Origin of the sequence: Mycobacterium rhizamassiliense (genome assembly GCF_900157375.1) — a bacterium.
GTDB classification, from domain to species: domain Bacteria; phylum Actinomycetota; class Actinomycetes; order Mycobacteriales; family Mycobacteriaceae; genus Mycobacterium; species Mycobacterium rhizamassiliense.
Map to the genome: position 1 here is coordinate 5832097 of NZ_LT721901.1, position 14305 is coordinate 5846401.

Sequence of the window (14305 nt, forward strand, 5' to 3'; positions counted from 1 at the left end):
GCTAGGCGGCCGGGCAGGTGGCAGCGGCCTGCCGCAGCGCCGCTACCGACGGCTCGTCGACCGGCAGCTGGTAACCGCGCAGCACCGCGATGAACTGCATCGCGTACTGACAGTCGAACGCCTTGTTCGGCGGCATCCACTGCGCCGGCGGTGAATCACCCTTGTCCTGATTGGCCTGCCCCTGCACGGCCAGCAGGTTGGCCGGGTCGTTGGCGAAGCGCAGCCGCTCCGGCGCGGGCCAGCCGTACGCCCCCATGTCCCACGCGTAGGCGAGCGGGACGATGTGGTCGATCTGCACCGCCTCGCCGACCTTCGCGCCGCGCTGAAAGGCGATGGTCGTGTTGGTGTACGGGTCGTGCAGGGTGCCGGTGGCGACCGCGTTGGGGCAGCGCTTGACCGACACGTACGTTTTGTCGACGAGATCGCGGTCGAGGATGTCGTCGCGGGTGTCGCACCCGTTGTGCCCGCCCGGTGCATCGTTGTCGTCGTCCCAGGCGTCGCCGTAGGCCGACCGGTGATAGTCGTAGCGATGGGCGCGCAGCGGCAGCACCGCGACGCCGGCCAGCACATCGGCGCCCGGCGCCACCGTGGGCACGTCGGCCCGGGCCGCGACCTCGGCATGCCTGGCCGCCGTCGACCCCAGCGTCTGGTAGGCCACCAAGACCGCAAGCAGCGCGGCCGCCGACAACCACAGCAGCAGTTTGCGGTTCACGACTTGTCCAGGTATTCGATGCGTTCGGTATCGGTGAATTGCGCTGCCAGCGAAGCCAATCCGGGATTCTGGCTGTCGCCTTCGTAGGTCCGGGTGCAGAATTCGCGCGCCGCCTCGATGTAGGCCAGGTGGTCGGCGAGCGACAGCAGCCGCAGATTGATCGCCCGGCCGGACTGGTTGCGGCCCAACACGTCTCCTTCCCGGCGCTCCTTGAGATCGAGCTCGGAAAGGGCGAAGCCGTCCAGGGTTTCGGCGACCGCACGCAGCCGCCGGCCCGCCGGCGAGTTCGACGTGCTCCAGGTGGCCAGCAGGCACAGGCTCGGATGCTGGCCCCGGCCGATGCGGCCACGCAGCTGATGCAGCTGGCTGATCCCGAACCGGTCGGCGTCCATCACCAGCATCACCGTGGCGTTGGGGACGTCGACGCCGACCTCAATCACGGTGGTGCACACCAGCACATCGGTTTCGCCCTGGCGAAACGCCGTCATAGCGGCGTCCTTCTCGTCGGCGGGCAACCGCCCATGCATCAGCCCCAGCCGCAGGCTCGCCAGCTCACCGGAGCGCAGCCGGTCGAACAGACCCACGGCCGTTTCCGTCGGGCGCACGTCTTCTGCCCCCTTCTCGGACTCGTCGGTCTCGTCGATGCGGGGCGCCACGACGTAGGCCTGCCGGCCGGCCGCCACCTCCTCGCGGATGCGCTGCCAGGCGCGGTCCAGCCAGCCCGGTTTGTCCCGCACGAAAATGACGTTGCTGGTGATGGGCTGGCGTCCGCGCGGCAGCTCGCGCAGCGTCGAGGTTTCCAGATCGCCGTACACGGTCAGCGCGACGGTGCGCGGTATCGGGGTCGCCGTCATGACCAACAGGTGCGGCGTGATGCCCGCGGGTGCCTTGGCGCGCAACTGGTCTCGCTGTTCGACGCCGAAGCGGTGCTGCTCGTCGACGACGACCATGCCCAGGTTGTGGAATTGCACCACGTCCTGCAGCAGGGCATGCGTGCCGATGACGATGCCCACTTCGCCGCCGGCGATCTCGCGCCGCACCTGATTCTTCTGCGCGGTCGACATCGATCCGGTCAGCAGCGCGGCCCGCGTCGCGTTGTCGGCCCCGCCCAGCTGACCGGCCATCGCCAGCGGGCCGAGCGCGTCGTTGATCGACCGGAGATGTTGCGCCGCAAGTACTTCGGTGGGGGCCAGCAGCGCGCACTGGTAGCCCGCATCGACCATCTGCAGCATCGCCAGCACCGCGATGATCGTCTTGCCGGAGCCGACCTCGCCCTGCAGCAGCCGGTTCATCGGGCGGTTGGCCGCCAGCCCCTCGGACAGCACGTCGAGCGTTTCGCGCTGCCCGGCCGTCAGCTCAAAGGGCAAGCGCCCCAACAGTTCCGCGGCCAAACCATCCGAACGCCGCGGCGCGGGCGGCCCGGATTGCGAGAGCTCGCCATGCCGGCGCGACACCAGCGCCCACTGCAGGCCCATGGCTTCGTCGAAGGTCAACCGCTCGCGGGCTTCCCGGCGCTCCGCCTCGTCCTCGGCGACGTGGATCGCGCGCAGCGCCGCGTCTTCGGCCATCAGGTGATGCTCGGCGATCAGTTCGTCGGGCAGCGGCTCGGCCACCGGATCGAGGACCCCGAGCACCTGGCGCACGCACGCGTAGATGTCCCAGCTCTGCAGCTTGGTGCTGGCCGGGTAGATCGGGAAGAAGCGGCGGTCGAACGCCGACATCAGGTCCTCGCTACTGAAGGCGTCGGAGGTGTCGGCGATGGTCTTCAGCGATTTGCTGCCGCGGCTGCGTCCGGAATCCAGGATCAGGAAGTCCGGGTGCGTCAGCTGCATGGCGTTTCTGAAGTAGCCGACTTCCCCGGACAGCATCACCCGGGTGCCCTCGGTGAGGTCCTTGCTGAGGTAGTCCGCGTTGAAGAATGTCGCGGTCACCTTGCTGCGACCGGAGCCCACGGTGATGCGCAGGCATTTACGCCGCGGGTTCTTCTTCATCGGGAACGAGTGGGTGTCGGTGATCGTGTCGACGAGGGTGATGTGCTGACCCACCTCGGGCCGCTCGTCCTCGGCGTCCCACTTCGCCGCCGTCTCGGTGTAGCTGCGCGGGTAGTGGCGCAGCAGGTCGTCGACGGTGCGGATACCGAACAGGTCGTCGAGCAGGTCGGCGGCCTTGGCGCCCAGGATGAAGTCCAGCCGGTCGGACAGCGACGCCACCGCTACTCGACCCCGATCAGCAGGGCGTCACCGCGATGGCCGGTCCGGTAGATGACCAGCTCGGTGCCGGGATGGTTGTCGTGTACGTGGTCGGCCAGGATGTCGCCCACCGCGGTGGCGTCGGCGTCCGCCGGCATGCCCGCCCCGACCAGCACCGTCGCCAGGTCCCCGCCCGACGCCAGCAGCAGATCGATGAGCCCGATCGCCGCGGCGGCCGCATCCGGCGCCACGATCAGCACCTCGCCGCCGGCGATGCCCAGGCCGTCGCCCCGCTGACAGCGGCCCGCCCAGGTCAGCGCGCTCTCGGTCGCGATGCGCACCGACCCGTGCCGGGCCCCGCCGGCGGCGTGGGCCATGGTGTAGCCGTCGTCGACGGCGTGGGCGCCCTTTTCGTGCACGGCCAGCGCGGCCAGGCCCTGCACCATCGACTCCGTCGGGATCGGCACCACGTCGATGCCCCAGCCGATGGCGGCCGTGCAGCCCGCCACCAACTCCTCGGCGGCCACGTAGCCGTTGGGCAGCACCATCACCTGCGCGGCGCCGGTGTCGACCAGGGCGCGCACCAGCTGATGCGCGCTCAGGTCGGCGGCCGGGTCGGGCGCGTCCGACGCCGGCCGCAGCACGCAGGCGCCCTCCCCTTCGAAAAGCTCGGCGGCGCCGTCCCCGTCGACCACGGCCAGCACGGCGCGCTCCCGGGTCCAGCTGCCGGCGGGCAGGCCGGTGATGCCCGAGCTCAGCGCCGAGACCACGATTCGGCTCAGCTGCCCGGCGGCCAGCCCGGCCTCCACCGCGGCCCCGGCGTCGTCGGTGTGGACGTGCACGGAGTAGTTGTCCGACGGCGCGGCCGCGATGGCCACCGATTCGCCCAGCTCCTGCAGCCGCTCGCGCAGCACGTCGGCGGCGGCGGCATCGCAGCCGGCCAGCAGGTACATCACCTCGAACTGGGGCGCCGGCCGATCGGCGACGGTTGCGGCAGTCAGGGCGCGCGGCGCGAGCTCGTACACCGTGCGGGCGGGCGCCTGCCCACCGACCGTGGACCGCAGCGCGTCCAGCAGCACCAGCAGGCCGCGCCCACCGGCGTCCACCGCGCCGGCGTCGGCCAGCACCTCGAGCTGCTCGGGGGTCTTCTCCAGCGCGACCACCGCGGCGTCGCCACCTGCGGTGATGGCCGCGGCCATCCCGTCGGGCGCGGACTCTTCGACGGCCTCCGCGGCGGCGCGCAGCACCGAGACGATGGTCCCCGGGACCTCCTGACCCATCGACGTGATGATCAGCTCGACGCCGCGCCCCAGGGCGGCCCCCAGCAGGGCGGCGTCCATCACGCGCAACTCGCCACCGGCGTCGACGGCCGCGGTCGCGGTGACGTCGGCGATGCCGCGCAGGATCTGCGACAGGATGACGCCGGAATTGCCGCGGGCCCCGTTCAGCGCCCCGACGGACAGGGCGGACGCCACCCGGGCGACGCAGCCGGGCCCGCCGTCGGCGCTGCCCCCGGCGTTGGCCTCGGCCAGGGCGGACCGCATGGTGAACAGCATGTTGGCGCCGGTATCGGAGTCGGCGACCGGGAAGACATTGAGGCGGTTGATCTCGTCGATGTGGGTGATCAGGTCGCTGACGGCGGCGTGCGCCCAATCGCGCAGCGCAGCGGCGTCCAGCGGACGATCTGACGTGCCCACGCCCGCCTCACCTCCTCGCGCCCTAATCTTCTAGCCAACCGGCCCATTGAGCCTAGCCAGCGGGGGCGACGGCGGCAGACAACAGCGGTCGTCACGGATCAACTGTTGAGCGTTTTGGAGGTTGCCCACCCCAGTCGGTATCCTGGGCTGTCGCGGCTCGTGTGATTTCTCCTGCGTGCCGGATCCGTTGAACATTTGAGGAGTCAGAACCATGGCCGCTGTGTGCGATATCTGCGGGAAAGGCCCCGGCTTCGGTAAGTCGGTGTCGCACTCCCACCGCCGCACCAGCCGCCGGTGGGACCCGAACGTCCAGACGGTGCACGTGACGAACCGCCCGGGCGGCAACAAGAAGCGCGTCAACGCGTGCGCGTCCTGCATCAAGGCCGGCAAGGTCGTCAGAGGCTAGTTCGGGGCTAGTGCCCCGCGCTCAGGGCAGCCGCCAGTCGATGGGATCGGCGCCGAGCTGAGTGAGCAGCTCGTTGGCCCGGCTGAACGGGCGCGAGCCGAAGAATCCACGCGACGCCGACAGCGGCGAGGGATGCGGCGATTCGATCGCCACGCAGTCGCCCTCGGCCAGTATCGGTTTGAGTGTGGACGCGTCGCGACCCCACAGGATCGCGACCAGGGGCTGCGACCGGGCGATCAGCGCGCGAATCGCGCACTCGGTGACCGCCTCCCAGCCCTTGCCCCGGTGCGACGCCGGGTTGGTGGGACGCACCGTGAGCACCCTGTTCAGCAGCAGCACGCCGCGCTGCGCCCACGGCGTCAGATCGCCACACGACGGCTTCGGGTGGCCCAGGTCGGCCGCGTACTCGTCGAAGATGTTGGCCAGGCTGCGCGGCAACGGGCGAACGTCGGGGGCCACCGAAAAGCTAAGGCCCACAGCGTGTCCCGGCGTCGGGTAGGGATCCTGGCCGACGATCAGCACCCGCACGTCGTCGAAGGGAAAAGTGAAGGCGCGCAACACGTTTGGACCCGCCGGCAGATACCTTCGCCCGGCCGCGATCTCGTCGCGCAGAAACTGTCCCATCGCCGCGATCTGATCGGCCACCGGCTCCAGCGCGGTGGCCCACCCCTGCTCGACGAGTTCACTCAACGGGCGCGCGCTCACTGCGCCACCTTAACCGGCGAACGATTCCCAGCCCGCGTATCCCTGCCACTGCGCGCCGTCGACCAGCACCTCGGCCGGGCCGTCGAGCACCCGCCCGATCACGCGCCACCCGCGCGGTGCCGCGTCGGCGAAACACGCCACCAGCGCGTGGTCCTCGCCGCCACCCAGCACCCAAGCCCACGCGTCGGAGCCCGCCGCGGCGGCCGCGGCAACCAGCTGCTCGTGGTCCGTCGCCAGCGCCGCGGTGGACAGATCGATTCCCACGCCGGACAACTCGGCGACGTGCCGCAGATCGGCGACCAGCCCGTCGGAGACGTCGATCATGGCCTGCGCGCCCGCGACCGCCGCCACCGCGCCCTCGCCGTAGGGCGGCTGCGGCACCACGTGCCGGCGCCGCAGGTCGCTGAATTCGTGGATGCCCTTGTGCCACAAGGCATATCCGGCTGCCGAACGGCCCAGGTCCCCTGCGACGGCGACCACCGCCCCGGCCCGCGCCCCCGACCGCCGCACCGGCGCGCGGCCCTGCAGGTCGCCCAGCACGGTCACCGAGATCACCCATTGCGGGCAGCTCACCAGGTCGCCCCCGGCGATGCCCGCACCGATCCTGGCCGCCTCGTCCCACATCCCGTCGGCCAGGGCGTCCACCGCCGCCGCGGGCGTATCGGCGGGTGCCCCGAAGCCGACCACGAAGGCCGTGGTCCGCGCGCCCATCGCCTCGATGTCCGCGGCGTTCTGCGCGATCGCCTTGCGGCCGACGTCATGCGGCGTCGACCAGTCCAGCCGGAAATGCCGGTCCTGCACCAGCATGTCGGTCGACACCGCCGTCCGGCCGTCGGCGGCGGACACCACCGCCGCGTCGTCGCCGGGACCGAGCAGCACCGCGAGCGGCTGGCTGCGGCCGCGCACCAGGCCATCGATGACGGCGAACTCGCCGACCTGCCCCAGCGTGGGCGAGTCGCCGGTCGCCTCGGAACCTTCGTCGCGCACGCCACCTCCTACGGCCCGCGTTGGCCCGGTAAGTTGGGTCCCTGCCTGCGCGAGCAGACCGCGCCAGTCTATTAAAGGGGGCGGTGATGACCGATCCGGATACCGACCTGGGCGGACCGCCGCGGGTCTTGATGATCGCCGCGGTCGCCCTGGCCGTCGTGGTGATCGGCGTGGTGCTGGCGATCGCCGCCAGCCGCGAGATACCGACGCAGCCGGTTGCGATTCCCGACGTCCCGGCGCCCCAGGCCGCCGACCCCGCCTGCCGGGCGCTGACGGACGCGCTGCCGCTGCGCCTCGGCGACTACCAGCGCGCGCCCGTCGCGCAGCCGGCTCCCGCGGCCGTCGCCGCCTGGCGGGCCGCGCCGGACAGCGAGCCGGTGTTGCTGCGCTGCGGCCTCGAGCGCCCGGCCGACTTCGTCGTCGGGGCGCCGATCCAGGTCGTCGACCGGGTGCAGTGGTTTCGCGTTGCGGGCCAACAGCAGTCCGCCGGTGACGCGGGACGCACCACCTGGTACACGGTGGATCGGCCGGTCTACGTGGCGCTGACGCTGCCCACGGGCTCCGGACCGACGCCCATTCAGCAGTTGTCCGAGGTGATCGACCGGACCGTCGCGGCGGCGCCCATCGACCCGGCGCAGCCTCGCTAAAGGCGCGGTAGGCGGCTCAGCGCAGCCCGACGCCGCGGGCCAGTGCCGTCTCGACCATCGTCGCCAGCAGGGTCGGATAGTCGACGCCGCTGGCCGCCCACATCCGCGGGTACATCGAGATGGTGGTGAACCCCGGCATCGTGTTGATCTCGTTGATCACCGGGCCGTCCTCGTTAAGGAAGAAGTCGACCCGGGCCAGGCCCTGACAATCGATGGCCTTGAACGCACGGATCGCCAATTGCCTTACGGCATCGGCGATTTCGTCATCGACCTTGGCGGGCACGTCCAATTCCGCTGCCTCGTCGAGGTATTTGGTCGCGAAGTCGTAGAACGAGTCTTCCCGGTCCCGCACCCCGGCCACCCGGATTTCGCCCAGGGTGCTGGCTTCGACTGTGCCGTCCGGCATTTCGAGCACACCGCATTCCAGCTCGCGCCCCACGATCGCCGCCTCGACGATCACCTTGGGGTCGTGGCGCCGGGCGTTGTCGACCGCGGCAGGCAGCTCGTCCCAGCTGGCGACGCGGCTCACCCCGATCGACGAGCCGCCCCGGGCGGGTTTGACGAACACCGGCAGGCCCAGCCGCTCGCGCTCCTCGGGATGCAGCGTCTGCGTCGACGGGCGCAGCACCGCGTGCGCGCCGACCGGAAGGCCCTCGGCCAGCAGCAGCTTCTTGGTGAATTCCTTGTCCATCCCGGCGGCGCTGGCCAGCACGCCGGCCCCGACGTAGGGCACGCCGGCCAATTCCAGCAGGCCCTGCAGGGTGCCGTCTTCGCCGTACGGGCCGTGCAGTACCGGAAACACCACGTCGACCGACCCCAGGACCTCGCCCGCGCCCGGCGTCAGCGACACCAGTTCGCCGCCGCGGCGGGGGTCGGCCGGCAGCGCCAGCTCGGTCCCCGAATCCGCTCTGACCTCGGGTAACTGCCGGTTGCTGATGGCCAGCCTGTCCGGATCGCCGTCGGTGAGCACCCACCCGCCGTCGGGCGTGATCCCGATCGCGACCACCTCGAATCGCTGCGGGTCGAGATTGCGCAGGATGCTGCCGGCCGAGACGCACGAGATGGCGTGCTCGTTGCTGCGTCCGCCGAAAACGACGGCCACCCGCACCCGGTCGTTGGCACTCACAACCTTCAGAGGTTACCGGTTCACTCGGGCTTGGTGCTGCGGCCCAACAGCAGGGCCATCGCCTCGTCCACCGAAAGTCCCTTGTGACAGACCCGGTGCACGGCGTCGGTGAGCGGCATTTCGACGTCATAACTGGACGCCAGCGCCAGCACCGATTCCGACGACGTCACGCCCTCGACGACGTGCCCGGCGCTGCCGTCCGGGGAGCCCTGCAGCGTCGAGGCCACGGTGGCACCGCGGCCCAGCTGCTCACCCAGCGACCGGTTGCGGGAACGCGGCGACGTGCAGGTGGCGACCAGGTCGCCCACCCCCGCCAGCCCGGCCAGCGTCGCGCCCTTGGCGCCGAGCGCGATCCCCAGCCGCATGATCTCGGCGAGCCCACGGGTGATGATCGCGGCCGCGGTGTTCTCGCCGAGGCCGACGCCGGCCGCCATCCCGGCCGCGAGCGCGATCACGTTCTTGCACGCCCCGCCGACCTCGGTGCCGACGACATCACTATTGGTGTACGGGCGGAAGTAGCCGGTGTTGAGCATGCGCTGCACGGCGACCGCGCGGCCCGAGTCGCTGCAGGCGACGACGGTCGCGGCAGGTTGATTCTGGGCGATCTCACTGGCCAGGTTCGGCCCCGAGATGACCCCGACCTGCGACGGATCCACCCCGGTCACCGAGACGATGACCTGACTCATCCGCATCAGGGTGCCCAGCTCGATGCCCTTGGCCACGCTCACCAGGGTGGCGCCCTCGGTGATCAGCGGGATCCACCGTTCCAGGTTTGCCCGCATCGTCTGCGCGGGCACCCCCAGCAGCACCGTCATCGCGCCGCCCAGCGCCTCGGCGGGGTCGGCGGTCGCGCGGATGCCCGGCGGCAACAAGGTGCCGGGCAGGTAGGCGGGGTTGTACCGGGTCGTATTGATCTGTTCGGCGACGTCGGGGCGCCGGGCCCACAACGTGACCTCTGTTTCCGGCCCCCCGGCCTCGACAAGCACCTTGGCCAGCGCGGTGCCCCAGGCACCGGCGCCCATCACCGCAACCGCGGGTGCCGTGGCGGCCATGTTCCACTCCACTCTGTCGTCAGCCGCTACACCCTAGCTCGCGGCGGGCGCGTGGCACGGCGCTGGCAGGATGACCTTCATGAGCGGCACACGCGCCGACGGGGCGGGCGAGGACGTAAGCGACGTGGCGTTGATCGTCGCCGTCAAGCGGTTGGCCGCCGCTAAGACCAGGCTGGCCCCGGTGTTTTCGGCGCGCACCCGTGAAAAGGTGGTGCTGGCCATGCTGATCGACACGCTGACCGCCGCCGCGGGCGTGGGTTCGGTGGGATCTATCACCGTCATCACCCCCGACGACGACGCGGCGGCCGCGGCCACCGGGCTCGGAGCAAACGTGTTGTCGGATCCGACGCCCGAAGGGCACGCCGACCCACTGAACAACGCCATTTCCGTCGCCGCCCGGACGCTGGCCGCGGACTTCGCCAATATCGTTGTGCTGCAAGGTGATTTGCCCGCGCTGCAGACACAGGAGCTGGCCGAGGCGATCACGGCCGCCCGCCAGTACCAGCGCAGCTTCGTGGCCGATCGGCTGGCGACCGGAACCGCCGCGCTGTGTGCGTTCGGCGCCGATCTCGCGCCGGAGTTCGGCGCGGATTCCGCCGCGCGCCATCGCCGTTCGGGCGCCATCGAGCTGACCGGCGCGTGGCCCGGGTTGCGATGTGACGTCGACACCCCGGCCGACCTGTCCGCCGCACGCCGCCTCGGGGTGGGCGGCGCGACCGCCCGCGCCATCGCGCCGCAGTAATTTCTGTTGGCGCGCCAGCAAATCTGTCCGCGGGGTGAACGGATCGCCAACGGCGGATAGATCTCTTTCACTCGCTAGCAGCGCAGCCGGTGATGCGCGATGATCGTCGAGTGACCGAAATCGACGCTGAAACGCGCCTGGAAGACTCCGTATGGCAACACGGTGAATCGGCCGTGACCGCCCCACCGGCCGCTACCCCCGCCGCGATCACCGACCCGCTGCCCGAGGACCGGTACCTCAACCGGGAACTGAGCTGGCTCGATTTCAACGCCCGCGTGCTGGCGCTGGCCGCCGACACCTCGCTGCCGCTGCTGGAGCGCGCCAAGTTCCTGGCGATCTTCGCCTCCAACCTCGACGAGTTCTACATGGTCCGCGTCGCCGGCCTCAAGCGCCGCGACGAGATGGGCCTGTCGGTGCGCTCGGCCGACGGGCTGACACCGCGCGAGCAACTGGCCCGCATCGGTGAGCAGACCCAGCAGATAGCGACCCGGCACGCCCGCGAGTTCCTCGATTCGGTGCGGCCGGCGCTCGCCGCCGAGGGCATCTACATCGTCACGTGGGCCGACCTGGATCAGGCTGAGCGCGACCAACTGTCGACTTATTTCAACGAGCAGGTCTTCCCCGTCCTGACGCCGCTGGCCGTCGATCCCGCGCACCCGTTCCCCTTCGTCAGTGGCCTGAGCCTGAACCTGGCGGTCACGGTGCGCCAGCCCGACGACGGCGCCCAGCACTTCGCCCGGGTCAAGGTGCCCGACAACGTCAATCGCTTCGTCGAGCTCGAGGGACACGCCGACTCCGACGACGGGCGGACGATAATCCGCTACCTGCCAACCGAAGAGCTGATCGCGGCCTTCCTGCCGGAGCTGTTCCCGGGCATGGAGATCGTCGAGCACCACGCGTTCCGCATCACCCGAAACGCCGACTACGAGGTCGAAGAGGACCGCGACGAAGACCTGCTGCAGGCGCTGGAACGGGAGTTGGCGCGCAGGCGGTTCGGTTCGCCGGTGCGCATCGAGGTCGCCGACGACATGACCGAGAGCATGCTGGAGCTGTTGCTGCGCGAGCTCGACGTGCATCCGGGCGACGTCGTCGAGGTCCCCGGGCTGCTCGACCTGTCGTCGCTGTGGCAGATCTACGGCGTCGACCGCCCGGCGCTCAAGGACCGCACCTTCGTTCCGGCCACCAGTCCCGCATTCGTCGACCGGGAAACACCCCGCAGCATTTTCGCGACGCTGCGCGAAGGCGATGTGCTGCTTCATCATCCATATGAGTCGTTCTCCACCAGCTTCCAGCGCTTCATCGAGCAGGCCGCCGCCGACCCTAACGTGCTGGCGATCAAGCAGACGCTGTACCGCACCTCCGGTGATTCGCCGATCGTTCGGGCGCTCATCCAGGCCGCCGAGGCCGGAAAGCAAGTAGTGGCCATGGTGGAGATCAAGGCCCGCTTCGACGAACAGGCCAACATCCGCTGGGCGCGCACCTTGGAGCAGTCGGGCGTGCACGTCGTCTACGGATACGTCGGTCTCAAGACGCACTGCAAGACCTGCCTGGTGGTGCGCCGCGAAGGTTCGACGATTCGGCGCTACTGCCACATCGGGACCGGCAATTACAACGGAAAGACCGCGCGGCTGTACGAGGACGTCGGTCTGCTCACCGCCTCCCCCGAGATCGGCGCGGACCTGACCGATCTGTTCAATTCGCTGACGGGCTACTCGCGCAAGGTCTCCTACCGCAATCTCCTGGTGGCTCCGCACGGAATTCGCACCGGCATCGTCGAACGCGTCGAGCGTGAGATCGAGGCACACCGCGAACACGGCGGCGGCCGGATCCGGATGAAGATGAACGCTCTGGTCGACGAGCAGGTCATCGACGCGCTGTATCGCGCGTCGCAGGCCGGTGTGCGGGTCGAGGTGGTGGTGCGCGGGATCTGCGCGCTGCGCCCGGGCGTCGAAGGGTTCTCGGAGAACATCGCGGTCCGCTCGATCCTCGGCCGCTTCCTCGAGCACTCGCGGATCATCCACTTCGGTCGCATCAACGAGTTCTGGATCGGTAGCGCCGACATGATGCACCGCAACCTCGACCGGCGCGTCGAGGTGCTGGTCCAGGTCAAGGATCCCAAGCTGACCGGTTACCTGGACGACCTGTTCACCTCGGCGCTGGATCCGTCAACGCGGTGCTGGGAGCTCGCGTCCGACGGACAGTGGATCGCGTCACCACAGGAGGGTCACACCGTCCGCGATCATCAGGAATCGCTGATGGAGCGCCACCGCGGCAACTGAGATAGGTGTGGTAATTTTCGACGTCCAGCCAACGGCCTGGAATGACTCCGGCCCGAATTGACCTGCAGGAGTGAGGTGTCGGAGAGCCGGATCGTTTATGCCGCAGGTGCGGTGTTGTGGCAACTGGGCAGTGCCGATTCGGCCAAGCCGAAGTTGGAAGTCGCCGTCATCCACCGCCCCCGCTACGACGACTGGTCGTTGCCGAAGGGCAAAGTGGATCCCGGTGAGACCGCACCCGTTGCCGCGGTACGGGAAGTGTTAGAGGAGACGGGACACCACGCCATCCTCGGTCGGCGGCTCGTGTCGGTGAGCTATCCGATCGACCAGGGCGTCAAGAAGGTGTACTACTGGGCGGCGCGCAGCACCGGTGGCGAGTTCACCCCGGGCAAGGAAGTCGACGAGCTGGTGTGGTTGTCCGTCGATGAGGCGATGAAGAAACTCGACTATGCACAGGATCGAAAAGTGTTGCGCCGCTTCACAAAACAGCCGCCGGATACGCAAAGCGTATTGATCGTCCGGCACGGCACCGCCGGTCGGAAGTCGCGCTTCAAAGGCGATGACACCAAGCGGCCGCTGGACAAGCGGGGGCGCGCTCAGGCGGAGGCATTGGTGCCGCAGCTGTTGGCCTTCGGCGCCACCGACGTGTACGCCGCGGACCGGGTGCGCTGTCAGCAGACCGTCGAGCCGCTCGCGGAGGAACTCGGCGTCGGCATCCACAGCGAGCCGGCCCTGACCGAAGAGTCCTACGCCAAGAGCACCAAGCGGGCCCGGCATCGCGCGCTGGACATCGCCGCGGATGGCGGCACGCCGGTGATCTGCACGCAGGGCAAGGTGATTCCGGATCTCATCGCGTGGTGGTGCGACCGCGACGGGGTGCGGCCCGACAAGTCCCGCAACCACAAGGGCAGCACGTGGGTGCTCTCACTCGCGGGCGGAAAGCTGATCGCGGCCGATCACATCGGCGGGGCGCTGGCCGCCAACGTGCGGGCCTGACACACGAATAACCCTCCGAAGGCAGCACTGCCACCGGAGGGTATTCGTGTGTGAAGTTGTGTTACTGCCTTTAGCGGCGACCGCGCTTCGGCGCGGCCTTCTTGGCCGGAGCCCTCTTCACTGCGGCCTTCTTGGCCGGAGCCTTCTTAGCCGCAACCTTACGAGCCGGAGCCCTCTTCACTGCGGCCTTCTTGGCCGGAGCCTTCTTGGCCGCAACCTTACGGGCCGGAGCCTTCTTCACTGCGGCCTTCTTGGCCGGAGCCTTCTTGGCCGCAACCTTACGGGCCGGAGCCTTCTTCACTGCGGCCTTCTTGGCCGGAGCCTTCTTGGCCGGAGCCTTCTTCACTGCGGCCTTCTTGGCCGGAGCCTTCTTAGCCGGAGCCTTCTTAGCTGCACCTGCACCTGCCACAACGCCTCGTTTCACTGCCGGTCCTTCTGACGGGAGGCGCTGTGCGCCAGCGACAACCGCTTTGAATTGAGCACCCGGACGGAACGCGGGGACGGAAGTCGGCTTTACCTTCACCGTCTCACCGGTACGCGGGTTACGGGCCACACGCGCTGCGCGGCGCCGCTGTTCGAACACACCGAACCCGGTGATGGTCACGCTGTCGCCCTTGTGCACCGCGCGCACAATGGTGTCGACAACATTCTCGACGGCGGCGGTCGCCTGCCGACGGTCCGAGCCCAATTTCTGTGTGAGCACATCTATGAGCTCTGCTTTGTTCATCCAAACCCTCCGAAGCCAGTGGTCCCATTTTTGGGAACCGACT

13 protein-coding genes are annotated in these 14305 nt (G+C 69.5%); 5 read left to right on the plus strand and 8 right to left on the minus strand.

Going from position 1 to position 14305, the window contains the following annotated elements; genetic code table 11:
• Position 1 precedes the first annotated feature (1 nt).
• Genes MRAB57_RS27475 through MRAB57_RS27485 form a run of 3 tightly spaced genes read right to left on the minus strand, consistent with a single transcriptional unit; the run spans position 2 to position 4598 of the window.
• The gene (locus MRAB57_RS27475) at positions 2-712 is read right to left on the minus strand and encodes an HNH endonuclease family protein (protein ID WP_077090145.1); all 711 of its coding nucleotides are present in this window, start codon (positions 710-712) and stop codon (positions 2-4) included.
• The gene (gene recG, locus MRAB57_RS27480; RefSeq protein ID WP_077090146.1) at positions 709-2922 is read right to left on the minus strand and encodes an ATP-dependent DNA helicase RecG; all 2214 of its coding nucleotides are present in this window, start codon (positions 2920-2922) and stop codon (positions 709-711) included. Before recG ends, MRAB57_RS27475 begins: the two co-directional genes overlap by 4 nt.
• Before the next feature lie 2 nt (positions 2923-2924).
• The gene (locus tag MRAB57_RS27485; protein WP_077090147.1) at positions 2925-4598 is read right to left on the minus strand and encodes a DAK2 domain-containing protein; all 1674 of its coding nucleotides are present in this window, start codon (positions 4596-4598) and stop codon (positions 2925-2927) included.
• Positions 4599-4809: 211 nt separating this feature from the next.
• Here MRAB57_RS27485 and rpmB point away from each other — a divergent pair, with 211 nt between their 5' ends.
• Positions 4810-5004 carry a 50S ribosomal protein L28 gene (gene rpmB, locus MRAB57_RS27490; protein WP_077090148.1) on the plus strand — a complete coding sequence of 65 codons (195 nt, stop codon included), beginning with the start codon at positions 4810-4812 and terminating at the stop codon, positions 5002-5004.
• A 21-nt stretch (positions 5005-5025) separates the two neighbouring features.
• On the opposite strand, the gene MRAB57_RS27495 is transcribed toward rpmB, so the two are convergent.
• Positions 5026-5709, minus strand: a complete 684-nt coding sequence (locus MRAB57_RS27495) for a uracil-DNA glycosylase (RefSeq protein WP_077090149.1) — start codon at positions 5707-5709, stop codon at positions 5026-5028.
• 9 nt (positions 5710-5718) lie between these two features.
• On the minus strand, positions 5719-6696 hold the full coding sequence (locus tag MRAB57_RS27500; protein ID WP_077090150.1) for a thiamine-phosphate kinase: 978 nt from the start codon (positions 6694-6696) through the stop codon (positions 5719-5721).
• 86 nt (positions 6697-6782) lie between these two features.
• Here MRAB57_RS27500 and MRAB57_RS27505 point away from each other — a divergent pair, with 86 nt between their 5' ends.
• Positions 6783-7343, plus strand: coding sequence for a DUF3515 domain-containing protein (locus MRAB57_RS27505; protein ID WP_077090151.1), 561 nt, complete (start codon positions 6783-6785; stop codon positions 7341-7343).
• Between the two features lie 16 nt (positions 7344-7359).
• Here MRAB57_RS27505 and MRAB57_RS27510 read toward each other — a convergent pair whose 3' ends face one another.
• Together MRAB57_RS27510 and MRAB57_RS27515 are read right to left on the minus strand one after the other, a co-directional pair.
• Positions 7360-8469, minus strand: coding sequence for a D-alanine--D-alanine ligase family protein (locus MRAB57_RS27510; protein ID WP_077090152.1), 1110 nt, complete (start codon positions 8467-8469; stop codon positions 7360-7362).
• 20 nt (positions 8470-8489) lie between these two features.
• Positions 8490-9521 carry an NAD(P)H-dependent glycerol-3-phosphate dehydrogenase gene (locus MRAB57_RS27515; protein ID WP_077090912.1) on the minus strand — a complete coding sequence of 344 codons (1032 nt, stop codon included), beginning with the start codon at positions 9519-9521 and terminating at the stop codon, positions 8490-8492.
• A 79-nt stretch (positions 9522-9600) separates the two neighbouring features.
• On the opposite strand from MRAB57_RS27515, the gene cofC reads away from it, so the two are divergent.
• The 3 genes from cofC (at position 9601) to mutT1 (ending at position 13535) form a co-directional block, all read left to right on the plus strand.
• A complete protein-coding gene (gene cofC, locus MRAB57_RS27520) occupies positions 9601-10263 on the plus strand; it encodes a 2-phospho-L-lactate guanylyltransferase (RefSeq protein WP_077090913.1) in 663 nt (220 codons plus the stop codon).
• 89 nt (positions 10264-10352) lie between these two features.
• The gene (locus tag MRAB57_RS27525) at positions 10353-12542 is read left to right on the plus strand and encodes an RNA degradosome polyphosphate kinase (RefSeq protein ID WP_077090153.1); all 2190 of its coding nucleotides are present in this window, start codon (positions 10353-10355) and stop codon (positions 12540-12542) included.
• Positions 12543-12617: 75 nt separating this feature from the next.
• A complete protein-coding gene (gene mutT1, locus MRAB57_RS27530; protein WP_245836025.1) occupies positions 12618-13535 on the plus strand; it encodes an 8-oxo-(d)GTP phosphatase MutT1 in 918 nt (305 codons plus the stop codon).
• A gap of 70 nt (positions 13536-13605) precedes the next feature.
• Here the strand turns inward: mutT1 and MRAB57_RS27535 are convergent, their stop codons facing one another.
• Positions 13606-14262: an HU family DNA-binding protein gene (locus MRAB57_RS27535; RefSeq protein WP_077090155.1), complete on the minus strand. Its 657-nt coding sequence runs from the start codon at positions 14260-14262 to the stop codon at positions 13606-13608.
• Positions 14263-14305 lie beyond the last annotated feature (43 nt).